Origin of the sequence: Sphingobacterium puteale, from assembly GCF_050986225.1 — a bacterium.
Taxonomy (GTDB): domain Bacteria; phylum Bacteroidota; class Bacteroidia; order Sphingobacteriales; family Sphingobacteriaceae; genus Sphingobacterium; species Sphingobacterium puteale.
Map to the genome: position 1 here is coordinate 4,020,269 of NZ_CP158959.1, position 22,132 is coordinate 4,042,400.

The 22,132-nt window shown below is 40.3% G+C and carries 14 protein-coding genes; 5 read left to right on the top strand and 9 right to left on the bottom strand.

Annotation, left to right across the window (positions count from 1 at the left end; all coding sequences use genetic code 11):
- Positions 1-6 precede the first annotated feature (6 nt).
- From ABTV71_RS17050 to ABTV71_RS17070, 5 genes are all read right to left on the bottom strand, one after another.
- A complete protein-coding gene (locus tag ABTV71_RS17050; protein ID WP_433900393.1) occupies positions 7-1,236 on the bottom strand; it encodes a DUF4959 domain-containing protein in 1,230 nt (409 codons plus the stop codon).
- Between the two features lie 118 nt (positions 1,237-1,354).
- Positions 1,355-3,253 carry a RagB/SusD family nutrient uptake outer membrane protein gene (locus ABTV71_RS17055; RefSeq protein ID WP_433900394.1) on the bottom strand — a complete coding sequence of 633 codons (1,899 nt, stop codon included), beginning with the start codon at positions 3,251-3,253 and terminating at the stop codon, positions 1,355-1,357.
- Between the two features lie 15 nt (positions 3,254-3,268).
- Positions 3,269-6,481: a SusC/RagA family TonB-linked outer membrane protein gene (locus ABTV71_RS17060; protein WP_433900395.1), complete on the bottom strand. Its 3,213-nt coding sequence runs from the start codon at positions 6,479-6,481 to the stop codon at positions 3,269-3,271.
- Between the two features lie 344 nt (positions 6,482-6,825).
- Complete coding sequence (locus tag ABTV71_RS17065) at positions 6,826-8,328, bottom strand: RagB/SusD family nutrient uptake outer membrane protein (RefSeq protein WP_433900396.1); 1,503 nt, start codon at positions 8,326-8,328, stop codon at positions 6,826-6,828.
- Positions 8,329-8,350: 22 nt separating this feature from the next.
- The gene (locus ABTV71_RS17070) at positions 8,351-11,458 is read right to left on the bottom strand and encodes a SusC/RagA family TonB-linked outer membrane protein (RefSeq protein WP_433900397.1); all 3,108 of its coding nucleotides are present in this window, start codon (positions 11,456-11,458) and stop codon (positions 8,351-8,353) included.
- A 372-nt stretch (positions 11,459-11,830) separates the two neighbouring features.
- On the opposite strand from ABTV71_RS17070, the gene ABTV71_RS17075 reads away from it, so the two are divergent.
- The 3 genes from ABTV71_RS17075 to ABTV71_RS17085 all read left to right on the top strand — a co-directional run bounded on the left by ABTV71_RS17075 (position 11,831) and on the right by ABTV71_RS17085 (position 14,558).
- Positions 11,831-12,733 (top strand): AraC family transcriptional regulator, encoded by a 903-nt coding sequence (locus ABTV71_RS17075; protein WP_433900398.1) that lies wholly within the window; start codon positions 11,831-11,833, stop codon positions 12,731-12,733.
- A 195-nt stretch (positions 12,734-12,928) separates the two neighbouring features.
- On the top strand, positions 12,929-13,912 hold the full coding sequence (locus tag ABTV71_RS17080; protein WP_433900399.1) for a PfkB family carbohydrate kinase: 984 nt from the start codon (positions 12,929-12,931) through the stop codon (positions 13,910-13,912).
- A 10-nt stretch (positions 13,913-13,922) separates the two neighbouring features.
- Positions 13,923-14,558, top strand: coding sequence for a bifunctional 4-hydroxy-2-oxoglutarate aldolase/2-dehydro-3-deoxy-phosphogluconate aldolase (locus ABTV71_RS17085; RefSeq protein ID WP_433900400.1), 636 nt, complete (start codon positions 13,923-13,925; stop codon positions 14,556-14,558).
- Positions 14,559-14,611: 53 nt separating this feature from the next.
- Here ABTV71_RS17085 and ABTV71_RS17090 read toward each other — a convergent pair whose 3' ends face one another.
- From ABTV71_RS17090 to ABTV71_RS17105, 4 genes are read right to left on the bottom strand one after another with little or no spacing between them, the layout of a single operon-like run.
- A complete protein-coding gene (locus ABTV71_RS17090; protein ID WP_433900401.1) occupies positions 14,612-15,364 on the bottom strand; it encodes an HpcH/HpaI aldolase family protein in 753 nt (250 codons plus the stop codon).
- Positions 15,365-15,374: 10 nt separating this feature from the next.
- The gene (dgoD, locus tag ABTV71_RS17095) at positions 15,375-16,523 is read right to left on the bottom strand and encodes a galactonate dehydratase (RefSeq protein ID WP_433900402.1); all 1,149 of its coding nucleotides are present in this window, start codon (positions 16,521-16,523) and stop codon (positions 15,375-15,377) included.
- Between the two features lie 2 nt (positions 16,524-16,525).
- Complete coding sequence (locus ABTV71_RS17100; RefSeq protein WP_433900403.1) at positions 16,526-17,314, bottom strand: SDR family NAD(P)-dependent oxidoreductase; 789 nt, start codon at positions 17,312-17,314, stop codon at positions 16,526-16,528.
- 37 nt (positions 17,315-17,351) lie between these two features.
- Entirely contained in the window at positions 17,352-18,671 is a 1,320-nt protein-coding gene (locus ABTV71_RS17105) for a sugar porter family MFS transporter (RefSeq protein ID WP_433900404.1), read from the bottom strand.
- Positions 18,672-18,952: 281 nt separating this feature from the next.
- Between ABTV71_RS17105 and ABTV71_RS17110 the strand changes: the two genes are divergently transcribed.
- Positions 18,953-19,903: an aldose epimerase family protein gene (locus tag ABTV71_RS17110; protein ID WP_433900405.1), complete on the top strand. Its 951-nt coding sequence runs from the start codon at positions 18,953-18,955 to the stop codon at positions 19,901-19,903.
- Positions 19,904-19,913: 10 nt separating this feature from the next.
- The gene (locus tag ABTV71_RS17115) at positions 19,914-22,115 is read left to right on the top strand and encodes an alpha-galactosidase (protein ID WP_433900406.1); all 2,202 of its coding nucleotides are present in this window, start codon (positions 19,914-19,916) and stop codon (positions 22,113-22,115) included.
- Positions 22,116-22,132 lie beyond the last annotated feature (17 nt).

The window sequence follows — 22,132 nt, forward strand, 5'->3', positions numbered from 1 at the left end:
TTAAGATTATTGATTAATGCCATAGAATGAAATTTCCATCGCATTTGTATAGCCCAATCCGCCCCAGGTCTGGTTCACTAAAAATCGTATATATTTGACGGGAGGTGCAGTGCTAGGCATTCTAAAATTTATTCCGGCAGCAGCAAAAGCATTATCACTCGCATTTGCTTGGCTACCCGGTAAGCCCGAAGGTGGATCTGGATACATAAAATTGCCCATATTTACCCAATCCTCGGCAATGTCACCTGGAGATGAAATTCGAGGTAAATTCACATCTTTTGGCTGATCAACATTGGAACCCCATATTGTAATCGATTTGGGGTTTTGAAATGAATACATACCTGGCAACCTATTCCAGAGGACAAAACGGCTGATTTTTGCAGAGGGACCAATTCCGAATGTGCCTACTGTCACAGGAGCGTCTTGCGTATGCCATCCAGGTTCGTTCAGACTGCCGTCAAAAAAATAACGTAATTCCCAACCCGGCCAAAGCGGTGCGTCAGAGGGTAAGCGATAAACGAAAAATTTACTCTTGTCCAACAAGGTTTCGAAAAGTGGCGTCAGTTTACTGTAGCGAATCTCTGATTTATTGCCAAACCGATCGGTAGTATATACACCAAATTCCTGTGGAACAGCTTCAAAACCGCGTAGTGAGACATCAACAATTCCACCCTTAATATATTCAGGATCCTTTTCCTCAAATTTATTCTTACTCGGATTAAATGCCAGCAAATGCACTGATATCGGAGACTTATCCGGATTTTTCCCATAAAAATTAGCCCCTCCAAAATCTGCCGTTATATCAAGTCCTTCGTTGACCAAAATGTAATTGGGTGTTTTCGGCTGGACCTTTACGACAACCGGATCTGACATTATATTCGCTCGACTTACAGTATGGAGAGTGACATCATATTCACCCGCTTTGGCAAAACCCTCCACCAAAATTGTGTCGGTATAAAAGCTAGTTTTTGATTCGCGCTCATATCCTTCACGAATAGGATACTTTGCCAATACATAAAGAATATTGGGTGATTGGGGCAGTTTGTAAATTATGCGTGCAGCGCCATTTAAGTTTTCTACACGTACATCTGTCACAATGCCGGGCTTGGCCTGATCGTCTGAGATCACCTCAACGGGTGATACACTTTTCTTGCATGACCATACAGTAAGGAATGTTAGGACAATGAACATGCTATATGCTATCATCCCGCTTCTTTTCAATACTTTATTTTTCATCTATTTACATATTTTTAGGTATTCTGTCTCATCGCTTCAATGAGCCCCATTCGCTCGGTTTATATCTTTTTCCAATGTTGTCACATTGACCATAATGTCTCCTTACGAGATCATGAGATTACCAGTAAGGATTTTGTGTTAGGTTTTCATTGACAACAACAGCGGTATTATTGATTGGCCACAGGTAATCACGCAATCCAAAGACAGGCGTTATTACATTTACAGGCCTATAGTAATTCACGGGATTTTCCTCGTTAATGTTCCAACCTTGAAGTGGTCTGCTCAATACAGACTGTAATTCTTTCCATCTTCTCAGATCCCAACCACTCTGACCTTCAAATGCAAGTTCTATTCTCCGCTCTTGATGTATGATTTGACGCATGCCGTCTTTTGATTGCACTTTGCCGGGTAGACGTGAAAAATTGGCCCAGGCCTGCCGAACAGGAGCTAAACCGGCACGCTCACGCACTTTATCAATGTATACATATACTTCCTCAGAAGGTGATGCCCCCACCTCATTAAGCGATTCGGCGTATAACAAATAAAGTCCCGCAAGGCGCATCATCGGCACTTTAAAATCTGCTGGAGTAAAAGTTTCGTCCATGACTGTCATATAATGGACCAGCTTTTTGGGCCAATATCCAGTGATATTACGAGCATTCAGGCTTTTGGGGCCCGCTATACCGGTAATACCCCGAGCCTGAACATAATATGCATTTTCCTCATCAGAAATCCCGTTTCCAAACCATATCCCTCCGTCAAACCCAATAGAAGAGTAAAAGCGTCTTTCCCGGTTAAAATGCGCACTGACCGTCTCATACCCCAAACGGATAACGTGGCGATTTTTATCATCACCCGCTTTTAATGCAAGACGATTAGAATAATCCCAGGTTCGGTCCTCATTTATCGGAACCCCATTCTCCGTGTAGAAAATTTCTGTTGTTGATATTGGCACCGCCCAATTGGATGGATAGCTATTGGACATGCCCACCGAGCGGCCTGTCAATTTAGGCATCGTATATGCTTGGTAAGAAAAACCAAAATTCAATCCCCAGATCAGTTCCGGACTTTCCTCCCAGCGCTGGGTGATTATATTCTGGAGGGCCAAAATCTTTTTCAATTCATCCGACACATTACGAATATTGGAGGTTGGAAGATCCACAGACAGATGCAGTCCGACTTTTTCACATTCGGTAATTGCCTCACGGGATGCAACTACAGCTTTTTCCCATTTTTGAACGTCATAGGTTTGCGGAAATAGAAATCTTCCATCTTTATCTTTGAAACTTGTATAGTCGGGATTACCGTTAAACAATGGACTTGCAGCAGTTGCCAACATTTCAGCCTTGATCGACATGGCCATAAATTTTGTGATACGACCAAACTCCTGTACCCTGTTTTCAATGGTAACCGGTAAATCAGGGATCGCCTCATCCATCAAAGAAATGACGTAGTCAAATGACTCGTCCAATGTTGCACGTTTTCTTTTAGTTTGCGCTATATCTACATCAACCGGATTATTCTCTTTTATCAAGACGATTGGACCATGTGTCCTCATGAGGTAATAATGGTAATAAGCCTTTAGAAATTTAGTTTCAGCTATCCATCGTTTCTTCTCATCGTCTCTTAAGTCAATTGGCTTATCAATATTTTCCAACATGATATTGCAACGTCGAATAGCCTTGTACATGTTATCCCATTCACCTAACACCGGGTTGCCGCTCGTCTGAATGCCTCGAATGAGGTTAAATCCAGCCGAATTAAAATATTGTGTTTCAAGAATGGGATAAACAATCTCTGCTGAAGTGGTAAACCCTGGGTTATAAATAACGTCAGAAAATTTCTGCATGGTTGAGTAGCAGCCGAAAAGATAATTCTCAGCTTCATTCCGGTTGCGAAAAGCATAGTCCAAAGTACCAACATTGTCCGGTACGATATCCAGGTATTTGGAACATGATGTCAACATAGAGGACATCGAAAATGCTATAAATAAAACAGATAGATGTATTTTTTTCATAATATCTGAAGTGATTTAAAAGTTAATATTAATGCCCATATTGAAGACACGCTGTAACGGATAAGCGAAGCCATTTCCTCCCTGTTCTGGATCCCATAGTTTAAATGAGCTGAAGGTATATAGGTTGAGACCACTGATATAGATCCTAAAGCTTTCCATTTTTAATTTCTGCGCAGCTTTAGAAGGTAGCGAATAACCGATCTCCACTGATTTTAGTCGAAGAAAACTAGCGTCACGCAGCCACCAGCTACTGGTCTGTAAATTGTTGGCGATAGAAGTTACATTGGTACCGAGCCTCGGATACTGCGCATATAGGTTTTGATTTTCCTCTGACCAGTGACTATCTGCAAACTCTTGCAATACCTGGGTGTTACCATAAATATACTTTTGTGGACTCTGTACAAACGGGCTCGTACGCCAAGGATCTATAAAAAGGGAAACGCGGGTCTGTCCTTGAAAGAACGCGGAGAAATCAAAGCCCTTATATCCGGTGGAGAAACCAAAACCATACACTACTTCAGGAGTTGTCGGATACCCCATAAAGACCATATCCAAGTTATCAACAACACCATCACCGTTCATATCACGATACTTTATATCACCACCTTGAGGCAAGATCCCCTGAATTGTATTTCCCCACTCATCCTGCACTTTCATGGACTGCAGCGGAGAGCTCGCAGCCTCCTGATCATCAACAAAAAGACGTTCGGCGATATATCCGTACTGCCTGCTTATTGGCTGTCCAATAAATTGGCGCCATTTTTCGGCGTAATTTGGTTCCTCAAGGTAACTGTATTTGTTTCTGGCAAAAGTAAAGTTACCACGGAATGAGGCCCATAGCCCATTACTAAAACTTTTGGAATAATCCGCCGAAATATCAATACCCTTGGAATCTACCTTCCCCAAATTTGTACTTACTGTAGATTCGAGGCCCTCAGTTGATGGGATATAACGGTCCCTCAAAATATCATACCTGTGGTTTTTATAGACTTCCGCAATAATATTCAGCCCCTTAAATAAGCTGGCTTCAACGGCCAAATTTGTCTGACGGGAAGTCTCCCAGGTAATGTTGTTATTTTGGTAGCTCCGGATAAAAACACCTTTTCGTTCATATTGATTGGCGAATCCAAATTGGGCCCAGTTAGGCCCATTTGCAAGCTCAACATCGGATAAGTAAAAGAAACGTTGATTTCCAATGGCATCATTTCCGACCAAGCCGTGGCTCGCCCGAATTTTCAACTTATTGAACAGCCCTTCTTTATTCCAGAAATCTTCATTTGATACCACCCATGAGGCACCAATTGTGGGAAAGAATCCAAATCGATGTTCTTTAGAAAAGCGTTCAGACCCATTATATCCGAAATTGAATTCTGTAAAATATCTGTTTTTATAGGAGTATGTCAAGCGCCCCGCCAGCCCCATATTTCTGAATGGCAGTGAATACGGTAAGGTATATTGACCTGTTTTTGGGTCCTTGGAACTCGAATATACCGTTTCTTGCATTGTCCCTATCAGGGTTGAACTTATTCCATGTGCCCCAAAAGTGCGGCTGTAATCCAAAGCTGTTTGCAGATACATAAATGTATTTGCATTGGGCTCTCCCCTGTTATAATTTAAATATTCCGTAGCAACATTATTACCAGTAGGCCTGGGATTCAACCACAACAGACTATAGGTATTGCTTTGGTCATCATACGTATTAATATTGTAATAGAATGGATTATATGCCAATTGGGAGTCAAAGTAAGAATATCTATTTGTGTTAAATAGCCCCCTAAATTTCAACCCTTCCGTCAAAAATTGCAGATTCTGATTCAATTCAAATTGCGCAGAGAGCCTGGATTCGGAAGATCTTTTTTGACCGCGTAGTAAATGGGCATATGGATTGTTGTACAAGATGCTATTGTCATTGGTACCGCCCGCTGTCCCATTGTTTCCGAATAAGATATGTTTCGTGTTCATATTGGCTTCGTCCGGTTCGTAGAATGCAGGAAACAACACGGGGCTTGTATGCATAGCTACATTATATAAATCCGATGCAAAAGATCCATCGGCAGTAATTGGCCCTTTATATTCACTAAAATTACCAGAAAGACGGACAATTAGTTCTGTCGTTTTCGTGAGGTTTACATTGACATTTGACCGAAGCTGATAATTTTTAAAATTAACATTATTCTTGTTATTGTTTCTTACGTCAGTCTTAAGTACACCATAATCCTGATTATAACTACCAGCTATAAAATATCGGGCGACATTTCCACCGCCGCTCACACTGATATTGTTGCGATGAGTCATTGCGTTTTTCTTAAATAGCATATCCAGCCAATCCACAGCCGGATAAACAAAGGGATTACTTCCCTCAGCACCGCTCATCGTTGCTGCTGTATTACTGATCTTAGTCGGAGTAAAAGGTAAGGGCAATGAAGGATCCCTGGTAAGCGATGCTTCGTTGTAAAGACGCATATAATTCAGAGGATCACTCAATTTAATAGTGCGCGCAGATTGTGATAAGGAAAGCTCCGAACGGAAATTAATCTTCGCGCGACCTTCCTTTCCTTCTTTTGTACTGACTAAAATAACTCCGTTTGCTCCTCTTGCCCCATAAAGTGCAGTTGCACTTGCATCTTTGAGAATGACAAAACTGGCTATATCGTCTACATTAAGGCGTGCCAAATCATTTGTTGATAATTCAACGTTATCAATTAGAATCAGGGGTTCCGTACGGTATCCGAACGTCGTGACACCTCGAATAAAAAATTGCGAATTATCTTGTCCGGGTTGCCCGGACCGTTGGAAACCAATGACTCCCGCAATCTGGCCAGCAAGCGCATTGGTAAGGTTACTTGCTGGGATCTTGAGCTTCCCCGGTTCTACCGACGTTACCGATCCCACAACTGCTTCCTTGCGCTGCTTCTGACTAAAGGCCGTAACAACGACTTCATCAACCTCTCTGGCACTAGCGACCAGCACAACATTCACGGGGTTACGGTCCTTCACTTCCACAGTAACACTTGTGTAGCCGACAAAGGAAAAAGTTAAGGCTGATCCTACGTTTACCTCCAGAACAAAATTACCATTTTGATCGGTTCGGGTCTGTCTCCCGCCAGTTCCTTTGATACTGACACTGACACCTTCTATCTGTCTTCCTAGTGTATCAGAGACGGAACCTGTAAGCGTAAACTTGTTTGTTTGCGCAAACAGATGCCGAGATTGTATCTGAAGTAACATAAGAAGACAAATACAACTCAAATAATAATAAATTGGCTTCATAATTTGTTAATTGGTTATTTCATTGGTCATAAATCCTTCCCATTAAGCTACCTATTGATTGCTCACAGCGCTCAGATGAAAAGCTCAAAATTGGTTATTATCTTGTTATTTCAAATAGGAAATTAACACAATCCTGTTAATTCAAATTTATCCAATTATACTTGCGCCTAGAATGAACGATCTGACGGTATTGATGGATTATTTTATCACTATAGGTACATAGCATATATTTTTCCCCTAGAAAATGCACAAAAAAAGGTCGAATATAATCCGACCTTTTTTTATTCCAAGACAGCTTTTAATTACTGATATCCGGGATTTTGATCTGATTCATTGATCTGATCATTTTGTTTTATTTCTGATTCCGGAATTGGGTAACGATTGTGGAACTCCTTTATAGAACCGCTTTCCTTCGCCCATGGATTGCGTTGTGAAACGTACTTCACTAAGTTTCCTGTTCGGATCAAATCCATCCTCCGCCATCCCTCAAAACCCAGTTCACGCATCCGCTCATCCATAATCGACTCGCGCAATTGTTCCTTCCCTAGCCCTGTCCAACGATATTCCGCAGGTATATTGCCCTTAAATGCACGTTTCCTAACGGTATTGTTAATAAGCTGCACGGCCTCCTCTGTTCGCCCCAGTTCGTTCAGGCATTCGGCCTTACAAAGAATAATGTCAGCCAGTCGAAGATAGTAAATCAACCCACCCGAATACCAAAAATTTTGCATTCCTTGTGTGCGTATATCTTCAAATTTTTTGGTATGTGGCTCCAGCTCATCCTGCTGCCCCGTCCAGGTAATTTTAGGTACTCGTCCATCCGGAAGTGTAAAATCATATCTTATACTACCTAGCTTACGCGTATCACCGGGCTCCCAAATTCCGCCCTTTGACTTATCATTATAATAATATGCTGTAGGCATAATAAGATCGTATCCACCGAAGTAACACTTGCCATCTAAATCAGCAACAGCTCTCGAACCAGCATGATGCTGCGCCATATTGTTATCTGGTGAAATATTGATAAATTGAAAAGCATAGATAGATTCACTATTGTTTTGATTAGTCGTCGTATTAAACAGATCTGAATAGTTTTCTATCAGCTGATATTTCGGGATAACTTGATCAAAGCAATCCATGGCCTTTTCATAGTCACGAAGTCCTGTTGCTGCTGGAGCAGATAAATAAACTTTCCCCAACAAGGCCAAGGCAGCTCCTTTGGTGGGTATCTTTTTATCTGTTTGGCTTTCAGCGAGATTTTTGCTTGCAAATTCAAGGTCTTCAATAATAAGTTCAAACACATCTTTTTCAGGCTGGCGGGCCTCCAGCATTTGATTAAGGTCAATAATGGGGATAGGTCCCCATAGCATCACAAGTTCGAAGTTCAGCGTTGCTCTGATAAAGCGAGCTTGAGCCTGTAAGGATGGTGTTTTGGCGTAAAAGACAGCTTTTGCCGCAGCTGTTATTACTGGCCATCGTTTATTCCACTGTTCGGTCAAGGAAGTATTTGCAGCGTTTAAACCGGAGCTATAGGTATCCAATGATCCTTGGACGCTACTTTCCCGCATTTGCTGACTGCCCTGTTTGGCTTCATCAGTCCCTAAATTGAACATAAATCCGCCACGATCTTGTTTGGTATTTCGCCATTGTGTATATAAACCTGACAGGAGCAGTTTAATGTTTTCTTCGTCTCCATAAACCTGTTCCTCTGTCAGTGCTGTTTTGGGTGTTTCATTTAGCGAACAGCCATTAAGTAACAAAGCCATCAGGGCTAATGATACTGATTTTAATATTTTATTATTCATCGATTTCTTTTTACAGTTATAATTACAGGCCAACATTTAAACCAATGACAAAGGTTCTCGCAGTTGGATACCAATCGCCGTTTTCGGGATCATAGCCTTTATACTTGGTGATATTAAATAAATTATTTCCCGAAACATTCAGTCTAAGACTATTCAAGCCTACCGTTTTTAATAAGACCTTTGGAAAATCATATGCTAGAGAAAGTGTTGCCAAACGCAGGAAGGAAGCGTTCTGTACTCCCCAAGATGTTTCACCACTACCAAATCGCAAGGAATTGTCATAATTTGCTCTCGGGATAGTCGTACTCGGATTATCTGTTGTCCAACGATTTAACATATCCTTATGTGCAGCTCCATAACCTGTTCCCGACATAAGTCCCTCGTAAAATCCGCTTAAGGCTTTGGCGCCATAACTATAGACAAAAACCGCATTCAAAGCAAAATTCTTGTATGCCCAATTCGACGAAAACCCACCATAGAATTTTGGATCTTTTTTGCCCACAATCACGCGATCATTTTGATCGATAATACCATTCCCCGGCAAACCTGCCCCCTGCTGATCTTTCGGTAAAATATCGCCTGGATGCAACTTTTTACCCGGTAGATCTAAACTGTTGACATAAGGCATATCGGATTCCTGAATAATACGGTCAAACTCCAACATATAGATTGTATTTAAAGACTGCCCCAAGAAGAAATTTCCTTCCCTTTGGATATCCGTGCCGGAAAACCCACCAAGATTGTAAACAGCATCTACATCACCAAATAATTTTGTGATCTTATTTTTATCAAAAGAAATATTTGCACCTAAATTCCATCTGAAATCATTTTGGTTGAGTATTTTAGCATCTACTGTAAACTCCATCCCCTTATTTGTCATCTCACCAATGTTGACTATCGCTGAGTTATAACCTGTCAATGTCGACAAAGACCTTCGCATCAATAAGTTAGAATTAACAATATTAAAGTATTCTGCTGTCAGATTAATCCTCTTGTCAAAAAATGAGGCATCAATACCTACATTAAGCTGTTTTTGCTTTTCCCAGGTTAAATCTGTCGTACCCCGTTGACCGTTTGAATTAAAGATGACATTGCCAGATGTGTATGAAGGATAATATAAACTATAGAAAGCATAATCTGGAATTCGCTGATTTCCAACTTGCCCATACCCAAGGCGTAGCTTAAGCAGATTGACTGTGGCATTATCTTTTAAAAATGACTCTTGCGAAATATCCCAGGCTAGTGCTACCGAGGGAAATAATCCCCACTGTTTCCCTTTCGGAAATTTGGAAGACCCGTCGTACCGGCCCGTGACCGTAGCGTAATACTTATTATCATAATTATAATTAAAGCGTGTTACATAGGACATAATCTTGGAAGTAATAAAATCGGATCCCAAGGAGAAATTTAACTTGTCATATGCTGCACCAAGATTATAGTATCCGAAATCATCTATTGGAAAATCACGGGCAGTCACGTTTGTATAATCGCTGGAATTTTGGCTGAAATTGGTCGCAACCATTCCGTCAATATGGTGTACACCAAAATTCTTGCTGTAGGATATTGAATTATCCCATTGGAAATTATTGTTATGATTAAAATTATGGCTTGCTTTTCCCCTGTAAGAATCTCTCTCAGCTTGCTGAATATCACTTGGGATATACTCATAATATTTACTCTGTAGTAAATCCATTGAAAAAGTTGACCGTATATTAAGGCCTGCAATTGGTGAAATATTCACATAGTTTGCTGATAATAGCTTATTTCTAAAACGATCTTTATCTATGCGCATGGTATTCAACGGATTTTCGAGGTTTACATCCCAATTATTACCCCAGGCTAAAATCAACGAATCTTGATTGATGGGCAAAAGCGGATTGGCATTTTGTGCAACCTGAAATACTTTTCCATCTACGTAATCATCCTTGGTGGCCGTAAAAGAAGTGTTGGTTCCGACTTTTAACCAGGGTTTTATTGTCCTTTCAACATTGAGACGGCCGGAATACCTTTTATAATTTGATGTTTTAACCAGACCTTGCTTATTATTGTAGCCAAAGCTCAAATAAAACGATCCCTTGTCGTTACCTCCGGAAAAAGCAAGTGAATGGTTGTTTTCAATTGCGGTACGTGTCACTGCATCAAGCCAATTGTAGGATTTTCCCTGACTGTAACTTTCTTTCTCGTAATCGGCAAACCACATTTTACCCGGGCCGAAAAGTTCTTTATCAATAAAATCCTTTCTACTTGCGCCTGGATTATTTTTGTAAAATTTTCCGCCCACTGATTCGGCATTCTCAAGTGCGTCAATTCGTAATTCATAGATATCCTTGGCTCCCAAAGTGAGATCTGTATTAGAAAAGTTTTGAAAGCCAACCCAAGTATCGTAACTGATCTGTCCTTCCCCCTTGCTACCTTTTTTTGTTGTTATGACGACGACGCCTTGTGCGCCGCGCGAGCCATAAAGTGCGGTGGAAGATGCATCCTTCAAAACATTCACAGAGGTGACATCATTTAAGTTAAGCATATTAAAATCAGACTCCATGATGATCCCATCCACGACATAAATCGGATTTCCGCCATACTGCATTGAATTATTTCCCCTGATCTTTATACTGGCATCTCCGCCGGGTTGTGGATTATTCTGAATAAAAACCCCGGCAGCTTTTCCCTGTAAAGCTTCATTGACACTAGTTACTGGTCTTTCATTCAGCGCAGATTCCCCTAAACTTGCTACTGCGCCAGTAAGATCTTTTTGTTTCATAGAGGTTCCCACGACAACAACCTCATCCAGTCCAATATTTGTAGAGGCCAGCTTTATGTTGAGCAATGATCTATTGGCAACAGAAACCGTCATTTCTTTGTACCCAACACTACTAAACAGTAAACTTGCCTGTGCAGGTACATCTATTGTAAAATTGCCTAACCTATCCGAGGAAGCTGCTATTTTTCCTCCAACAAGTCTTATGCTTACATTTGAAACTGGGTTATCAAGACTGTCTTTGACAGTCCCCTTTACATTAATCGTAGCACCTTGCTGTCCGAGGACCTGCATGGCAAATGAAAAATATAACAGAATAGTTAATAGTGTACCAAGGATACCCCAACTTGGTTTAATTTTGGTTTTAGTCATTTCATTTGGTTTAATAAATTCCCTAGTTATTCAGATTGAAAGGTAGATTGTTTTTGAAACCTGGAAATAGACTATCTTATTGTTAAAATGGAATTATTGATTAGAAAATGAACTCACCCCTTCAATTTTTGTATTCAGGTTCTTTTTTTCTTGCATGGTATCCTATTGTGGGTACATCAGCCAGCAAGAATTTTAGCAGAATATTTCCAAAAACAAAAAAAAAACTCTATTTTCAAAAGCTATTTCAGATTGTTTTTATGGTTTATGGGTCACCTATTAAACTTCGAAAAATTAGTAAACCGAATAGTACTCCGTAATCCATCCAGAATAATTTTTCTATAAATAAGAGGTTTTTACCCAAAATATTGATATATGGAAAGTGTTGAAAAATTAGAAGGTTTTGAAGGTCAGGTTAGGATTGTAATCCCTCCACTGATCATAAAAGAAAATATCAAAGACCAGCAGTTTAATTCGTTCTACCTTACTGATATAGGCTATTATCCCAAGGCTAAAAACCACTATTGTGACCGACCGAACGGTTGTGCTGAGCACATACTCTTACATTGCGTAGGCGGTAGCGGAGTCGTAAAAATTGACAAGAAAGAATACCTTTTAGAAGCAAATGAATTTATCTTGATTCCCGCAAACATTCCTCATTTTTATCATGCAAACATCAATATGCCCTGGACCATATATTGGATGCACTTCTATGGGAGCCATACCTCTTTAATTATTGGAGAAATCTATAAGAAAGTTCAAAATGAACATAACAAATTGACTTTTGAAGGCGAAATGGTGAATATATTCAACCGTTACTGCAGATTATTGCAGAAAGGTTACAGTAAGGAAATTGTCAAATATATTTCTATGAGCCTTCCAAATTTTTTCAGTGGTTACCTTTTTCCTGATTTATTCAAAAACATAGACAATACAGATACGGATGTAGTTGATAAATCTATTTCATTTTTGCAGGATAATATCGGTAATAGGATTGGTCTAAAGGAAATTGCGGACAATAGCAATCTATCTGTTTCTCATTTCAGCAAGCTCTTTAGAAATAGAACAGGTTATTCGCCAATTGAGTACCTGAACCATCTAAAGATTCAAAAGGCCTGCTACCAGCTGCAGTTCACCGAAAAAAGAGTTTCAATCATTTCATTCGAACTGGGATTTGACGACCAATACTATTTTTCCAGGCTATTTAAGGAACATATGGGTGTTTCCCCTGTTCATTATCGAGATAGTGTAAAAACTAATAATAAGAAAGTCCATTAACTAGCTACTATTATACATCTTAATGTAAAATCAAGACAATACCTTTAAAAGGTATTAATACTTAACGCCAATTCAAAAAGCGGCAGTATGGTTTTTATATTTTGTCATAAATTTCCCCATGCCAGCCGCTCAGCGTGAGGTTAATACCAGCATATCTTGAATTTTTAACCATTAATGATGACTATAAATTGTACTATGTCCAATCACAGGATCTTATGTTTTGGAGAACTATTGATACGACTCCAATCCACATCTGAAGGATTTTTTGAACAAAATAATCTGAACGTCTATGCGGGGGGCTCCGAAGCCAACGTGGCTGCGGCCTTAGCACAGCTCAAAATTCCGACCTGCTATGTAACTGCCATGCCAAGAAATCCTATGACCCTTGAAATTCAGCAAATTTTAACTGATTACGGAGTAGATACTTCCCAAATACTTTTTCAGGGAGATCGACTTGGAAGCTATATGCTTCTCTCGGCGAATGGTCTGAGCAATGGTGAAGTGATCTATGACCGAAAGTACTCATCATTTAGTCAGATTCAAGTAGGTAGCATCGATTGGGAAGCCGTATTTGATAATATGACCTGGTTCCATTTCACGGCCTTGACACCAGCATTAAACCCCACATTGGCAGAGGTATGTCTTGAAGCGCTAAAATTTGCCAGCAAAAAAGGAATGAAAATATCCGTTGACCTTAACTATCGGAGTAAATTGTGGCAATATGGAAAAGAACCCATTGAGGTCATGCCCGAACTATTAAAATATGTAGATGTAATAATGGGTAATATTTGGGCTGCCAATAAGATGCTGGGTACAAAAATAGAAGCACACTTTGACAACAACACGCCTAAAGAAGAGTACTTTGCGCATGCAAAAAAAATTTCAAAAGAAATCTTTGCCAATTACCCCCGATGTAAACATATTGCAAATACTTTCCGTTTTATGGAAAACGTCAACCACAACCTCTTTTATGCGACCTATCATACCACTTCCGACCATTTTGTGTCCACAACTTATGAAACAAGATCACTCGTCGACCGAATAGGGAGTGGAGATGCATTTATGGCCGGATTAATTGCGGCGATTTCCAGCGACCAACCGGAACAGCAAGTAATTGATTTTGCCACTAAAATTGGCTTTGATAAATTGTTTGTAAAGGGCGATTTCATTAAATTATAAATATCACATTATGCAAAAAATACTAGATAAAATAACAGAAAATCCAATCATCCCTGTTTTTTATGATGAGGATCCACTGCGATGCCTTGATATTTTACAACAGTGCTACGAGGGCGGTGTCCGGGTTTTTGAATTTGTAAACCGTGGCCCAAAAGCTCTGGAAAATTTCAATAAGTTAAAATCCAATAAAAAAGCGGATATGATTATGGGGATGGGGACAATAAAATCTCCAGAAGAGGCACACATTTTTTTGGAAGAAGGTGCCGATTTTATAGTCAGTCCAATTATTGATCCACAAATTGCTGCCGTGAGCACAGTAAAAGGAAAGCTGTGGATCCCAGGATGCATGACACCGACTGAAATAAACTTAGCCGTGAGATGTGGCGCTCCACTGATCAAACTTTTTCCTGGAGATGTATTAGGCCCTAATTTCCTAAAAGCGGTAAAGCCCCTATTTCCAGGTGTGCAGTTTATGGTCACCGGAGGCGTAAAGCTGGAACCATCAAATCTCAGCAGCTGGTTCAGCAATGGTGCTTCAGCAGTTGGTGTGGGCTCTAGCCTATTTAATATCAATGAAATACATCCTGACATGACTATTGCAAGTCAATTGCGCCATTCGTTTTCATTTATTAACGAAAAACAATAAAAAAGAGAGACTAATAAGTCTCTCTTCACTTGTCAGATAATTGAGCGTGTTGATCAGGTCGAAAGCTGATGAATAATGGTTTTGCTTGCCTCCTGAATAATTCCAACATCGACCGAAAAAGAAATATAATCAACTCCCAGATCGAGCCATCTCTTGGCATCTTGGATCTTATCGGTAAAAACACCCGATTTAATATTTTTAGATTTACATTTTTCAATTACATATTGCATTTTTTCCAGCACAAGTGGATGATTGATCTGGCCGCTCACCCCTAGGGCCTGTGATAGATCATATGGCCCCAGAAAAATCACATCAATACCTTCAACGGAAATAATATCTTCAAAATTCGCTATGGCCTCTTGTCCTTCAAGCTGTAAAATCAGAAATTGCCCGTTTGCTTCCTGAAAATAAGCAAATCGATCTTTATTCGAAAATTCTGCCGCACGTACAAATCGGCATACTCCACGCATCCCCAGCGGTGAGAATTTTGCGTGAGATACAGCGGCACGCGCTTCCTCCGCGGTTGTTATCTGTGGGACCTGCACGCCTTTAGCGCCGATATCCAATGCTTTTCCTATATCAGTCGCGGTATTGTCTGCAACCCTAATTACCGGAAAAGTCCCCGAAACCTCAGCGGCGCGGATAAGATTTTGCGCATTCAGCACAGTATTTGGTCCATGTTCCAGATCGATGATGATAAAGTCGAAACCGGCGTAGCCCATAGCCTCGATCATCGAAGGATCTGATGTCTTGGAGAAAGGTCCCAGTACCGATTCTCCTTTTTTAATTTTTTCTAAAAAACGCATAACTTTATGTTTACCATTCTGCAATTGAATTGTCTCTGTGCCGCCAGACAGGATTATGCCAGTTATGACCAACCTTTTCCATTGCCTGCACATATTCTTCGTTGACCTCTACCCCGAGCCCACTACCCATGGGAATAGATACCATTCCATCTTGATAATTAAAAATCTCCGGATTCTTAATATAGTCGAGCAAATCATTAGATTCATTATAATGAATCCCCAGGCTCTGTTCTTGTATTGCTGCATTATAACTCACTGCATCGATCTGGAGACAGGCCGCCAAAGCAATTGGCCCCAAGGGACAGTGCGGGGCCAAGGCAACATCATATGCTTCGGCCATCGCAGCAATCTTCCTACATTCTGAAATCCCACCTGCATGCGACAGGTCCGGTTGGATAATGTCCACAACCCCAGATTCCAGTACTTTCTTAAAATCCCATCTCGAAAATAGACGTTCTCCTAATGCAATGGGTATAGCGGTGCTTTTAGCAAGCTCAACAATTCCCTCGAAGTTTTCCGAAAGTAAAGGCTCCTCGATAAATAATGGATTAAATTCTTCCAATTTTTTCATCAGAATTTTGGCCATTGGCTTATGTACACGCCCATGGAAATCAATACCTACATTAATCTCATTGCCAAAATATTCACGGATAAGCGACATACGCTCCAGTAGGTTGTCGATTTCAACAAAGGAGTCCAGGTATTGCAATTTCCCAGTACCATTAATCTTCACAGTATGAAAGCCCCTATCAACGACTTTTTTGATCTCTTCAATAATAACCTGTGGCTCATCACCGCCCACCCAGGAATAGACATCCATTTTATCCCTGCATTTGCCGCCGATCAGTTCATGAACAGGTGCATTAAAATATTTTCCCTTCAGATCCCAGAGCGCCTGATCGATTCCGGAAATTGCACTCATCAAAATAGGCCCGCCCCGATAAAATCCTCCCCTATACATCGAGTTCCAGTGATCTTCAATAAGACGTGCATCTTTATACAGAAGCTGTTCCATCAATTCTTTAACGGCGGCCATAACAGTATCTGCCTTGCCCTCGATAATGGGTTCCCCCCAACCGACAATCCCCTGATCAGTCTCTATCTTTAAAAATAGCCATCTAGGTGGCACTTTATACAATCTGAATCCTGTGATTTTCATACTTAAAATTTATCCGAATGATATAGTCTCGCCGTTAATCCTCCATCGATCAAAAAGTCACTACCCGTAATATTCTTACTGCTGTCTGTCACCAGAAAGAATACCAGTTCAGCAATATCTGCAGGTGTAGATATCTTGCCTAGTGCGTGCAGATCAAATATTTCCTTTTCGATCGCTCCTGGATTTTCCTTTTCGGATAACCAGCGTTGATAATGATTTGTATCCGTAAAGCCCGGACAGACCGCATTCACCCGAATTCCGAATTTGCCCAAACTAACTGCCATGCTTCTCGTCATGGCATTAATCCCGCCCTTAGCTGCTGCGTACATCTCTGTATCGGGGAGCGTCCGGTAGGCATGATTAGAAGAAATATTGACAATGCTTCCACCCTCTAAATTCTTGACCATTGCCGCAGCAACATATTTACTGCATAAAAAAACACCTTTCAAATCTGTATCGATAACCTTGTTCCAATCAGACAGCGTGGCTTCCAAAATAGACTTGAAAATTGTAATACCCGCATTGTTGACCAGGACATCAATTTTGCCGGTAATACCAAGAACCTCTTCCACCATATTTTTGACACTTTCCTCGTTGCTGACATCCGTCTGCACATAACGCGCCCAGTACCCCATTTCCATCATATTATTTTCAAGGGCACTCCCCTCATCATCATATTTTGTTGCCAAAATAACCTTCGCCCCTCTTTTTGCCATTAATTCGGCTATTCCTTTGCCAATACCATTTCCCGAACCGGTCACGATAACAACTTTATTATTGATATCTTGCATTATATATTATAGTTTAGATTGTTTAGTTATAAAAATTTTAGACCTTATTATTTTTTGTTTCGGGAACTACTGTTATTAAGAATAAAAAGTAAAACGCACATAATCCTGCAAAAGTCAAAAATGACTGAAAGGCGCTCAATTGATCTATCATAATTGGGAAAATATAAGTAATTCCAAAACAGGCCGCCCAAAGAAATGCGGAGGCGATGGCCATTCCTTGCTCACGTATTTCCATGGGAAATATTTCAGAAATGATTACCCAGGTGACAGGAGCCAATGTAGCTGCATAGGTACCTATAAACAATAATACCAATGCACTGGCCAACGATTGGGGAATATAAGTCCCCTGAAAGGACAAACCTATAAGCACAAGTAAAATTGCCATTAACCCAGCACCGGTGACCATCAGTTTTTTACGCCCTACTCTGTCAACCAAACGTATCGCCAGTAGTGTGAAAACCAAATTAACTGAACCTATAAAGATCTGGACGATAAGCTGATTATTTACATTCATTCCAACTTTATCAAATATGATCGGCGCGTAAAATAAAACAGCATTAGCACCCGAAATCTGTTGAAATATGGCAACAACGATCGCAATGACCAATAACAGGAGATACGACTTTTTTGAAAAGATCAACAACACAGACTTTCTTATGTCCCTTTTTTGCTCAGGTTCTCGCAGAGATTGCATTGCCTGAATCTCCTCATCAACATTACCATTCCCCATAATTTTTATCAGCTCTTCCCTTCCCTTTTCGATTTTACCTTTATATATCAACCATTTAGGACTTTCTGGAAGAAAAAATGCGCCGATAATAAAAAGCCCCGCAGGTAAACAGCCGCTTATAAACATCAGCCGCCAGTTGAGCTCAAGATGTGATAAAAAATAATTCGAATTGTAAGCCATCAATATGCCGATTACGATGGCCAGCTGGTTTAAAGTAACCATCTTTCCCCTAATTTGTTGCGGGCTTATTTCTGCTATATATAATGGTGACAGTATGGACGCTCCCCCGACACTGATACCCGCAATAATACGCCAAAGGATCAACTCGCCGACGGTATTTGCCATACCCATCAAAATCGAGGAAACAATAAAAACAATGGAGACCAGCACAAGAGAATTCTTTCGGCCTATGTGTTCGGTAATTTTTCCAAAACCGATCGAACCGACGGCACAGCCTACATATAAGCAACTGGCCACCCAGCCCAGCTCCCCCGGGGAAAGATTAAAAAAGGGTGTGATAAACGGAATCGTGCCCGAAAAGATGGCAATATCAAATCCAAAGAGAAGACCGCCTAATGATGCGATCAGACTGTAAATAAAAATATTCCTGTATTTAGCTTCTATCATAATATTGGTTTTTCAATGGTGCTAAGTTAGCTTCCAACACCATTTTATTAAATGTACTAAACAGGCGTATTAATGGACTTTATTATTCTATTGGAAATCCTTCTCGGCAGACTTACAGGAAAATAATAATATAATCCATTTAAATGAAAATTAACTCTATCACAAAACACCTCCCCTTCTAGTAAATTTGTACGGTAATGACCAATAGCAAAATGCTGCATTAATAAACCATCATCAAAAATCAAATTATCAATCGGAGCTATAAAAAAGAGCATATACATATGAAAAGTTTTTTGATAAAAAACAAACGTAATATGCGTGTTGAGATATTGGACTGGGGCTGTAGAATTGTCTCCATCCGTGTTCCTGACAGGAATGGAAAACTCATTGACACCGTGTTACAATATAAAAACATAGCTGACTATAAAAAGGATAAACATTACCTGGGCAGTACCGTAGGGCGTTATGCTAACAGAATTGAAAACGGGAAGTTCAATCTGCACGATTCTGGGATCCAACTCTCCCAGAATGAGTCGGGGAAAAATCACCTTCATGGTGGATTTATAGGTTTCGACAAGAAGTATTGGAACTTAACCAGCCACACAGAAAATAGTATTGAAATGCAGATACTGAGTCCCGCAGGTGATGAGGGATATCCCGGAAATCTCACGGTGGATGTCCGTTATGAGGTTTCTGAGGATAATATCTTGACAATAGATTATCATGCTAAGGCTGACGAAGCTACCCTTGTCAATATCACAAACCATAGTTACTTCAACCTCTCTGACAATAGAGATTCCATCGATAGCCATGAGCTACAGGTAAATGCTGAATACTATACGCCGTTAAGTGATGGCCATCTTCCTGTCCCTCCCTACAGGAAAAAAGTCAAAGATACGATTTACGACCTCACTGAACTTCGACCTATAGATACACTGAAAGAAGAAATAGGAAATATAAACTATTGCATGGATCCCAGCGACGAAATCAGGCGGGTAGCAACCATAAAGGACATTGAAAGCGGCCGTAGAATGACAATCTCCTCAGATTATCCGGGTATACAGGTTTATTTCGGGAACTACCTGTCCGGGGATTTTAAACCCTTTCAGGGAATGTGCTGTGAGCCCCATTACTTCCCCAATTCTCCAAACATAAACATATATCCTTCAGCACTTTTACTACCTGGAGATCATTATGAACATCGCATAAAATATAGTTTTGAAAATTTCTAATCCAAATGACATGAAAAAATACACGCTCTTATTAGTCGTCGTCCTATTCGCAGAAATAGTCAAGGGACAACAAACACAACTTATGTTAAAAACAATGGAAAACATCGTAGTGGAAACAAAAGATTTGTCGTTGGTATTGACAGTTGAAGAAAACAAAGACGTCAATATGGTCTATCTGGGAAAAAAACTGCAGGACCCTAATGAATATAGGCAATTGAACGGTCAGTACAAACAAGGTCATGATTATACCAACATGTACCAATCGGCCTACACCGCATCAGGCACAAGAAATCTTCTTGAACCTGCCATTAGCGTCGAGCATGCTGATGGTAATCAGGCGTTGGATCTAAAATTTGTAGGCCAAGAGTTAAAAACAATCGATAATAACCGAAAAGAGCTTATCATTAAGCTCAAAGATGAGCTATATCCTTTCCATGTTGAACTTCATTACCTAAGTAACTTTCAGGAGAATGTCATTGAACAATGGGCAGTGATAAAGCACAACGAGAAAAAAAATGTAAAGCTCATCAAATATGCTTCAGCCAATATTAATCTTAAAGGTGAAGATTACTATCTAAGAAGTTACCACGGTGACTGGATCGCTGAAATGCAACGTGAAGACGAAAAGCTTACCCACGGGATAAAGACCCTTGACAGTAAACTGGGTACAAGGACAAACCTATTTAGATCCTCCTATTTTGCCCTTGGCCTCAATAATAGAATAACTGAAAACCAAGGAACTGTGCTTTTGGGTGGACTGGAGTGGAGCGGCAACTTTCGCGTGGACTTTGAAAAGGATCCACAGGATAACTTAAGGATCATGGCCGGCGTAAACAATTATGCATCCCATTATTCGCTTGCCGCGGGCACAGCGTTTGTCACGCCAAAATTCAGTTTTACGGTATCTACAAATGGACTTGGCGAAGGAAGTAGAAATCTGCACGACTGGGCCAGGAAACAAAGGTTAATTGATGGCTATGGAGAGAGATATACCTTGCTGAATAACTGGGAAAGTACCTATTTTAATTTTGACGAGCAAAAAATATCCCATTTACTGGACAACACAAAAAAACTTGGTGTTGACCTTTTCTTATTAGACGATGGTTGGTTTGGTAATAAATACCCGCGAAATGCAGATACCTCAGCGCTTGGCGATTGGGAAGAAAATAAATCAAAGCTACCTAACGGACTGCTATCGATCGTTAAGGAAGCGAATAAAAAAGATGTCAAATTCGGTATTTGGGTTGAACCCGAAATGGTTAGCCCAAAAAGCGAGCTGTATGAGAAAAAACCACAATGGGTGGTAAAACAGCCAAAACGGGATGAATACTATTTCAGAAATCAGCTCGTTTTAGACCTCTCCAATCCCGAGGTACAAGATTTTGTATTCAATATCTTGGATAACCTTTTTCAAAAAAATCCAGGATTAGCCTACATAAAATGGGATTGCAACGCGGTGATCTATAACGCGTATTCATACTTCCAGAAAGATCAAAATAACTTTTATGTAGATTACACCAAGGGACTGTATCGGGTATTGGATCGCTTCCGCGAAAAATATCCAACAGTCCCAATGATGCTGTGCTCAGGCGGAGGTGGCCGCATTGACTACGGATCCCTACAATATTTTACAGAGTATTGGCCCAGTGATAACACTGACCCTTTTGACAGGATCTTTATGCAATATGAAAACTCTTTGTTCTTTCCCTCTATCGCAAGCGTAAATCATGTGACAACTTTCGGGAAACAAGATTTAAAATTCAAGATAGATGTTGCCATGATGGGAAAAATGGGATTCGATTTAAACCTGGAGGAGCTGTCTGCAGACGAACTGAGCTTTGCACAACAGGCCGTAAAAACCTATGATCAATATAAGCACATTATTTGGCATGGAGATCTATTTCGGCTTGCGGATCCAAGAAAAGACAATCATGCCAGCCTCGCTTATGTCAGCAAAGACAAATCGCAAGCGCTGATGCTAAACTATCTTGTCCAATACAGCCAGGTTTCCAGTACATCAGCTCCCATACAGTGGTTGGGCCTAGATCCAAATAAAAAGTATAAAATACAGGAAATCAACTTACATGGAACAAACAGTTGGATACCATCGGAACTTATCCTCTCAGGTGACTTCTTGATGAAAGTAGGCTTGAACCCCATACTGAACAACAATAGAAAAAGTGTCATACTGGCATTAAAAGCCATCAATTAAAAACGAATAAAAATCAA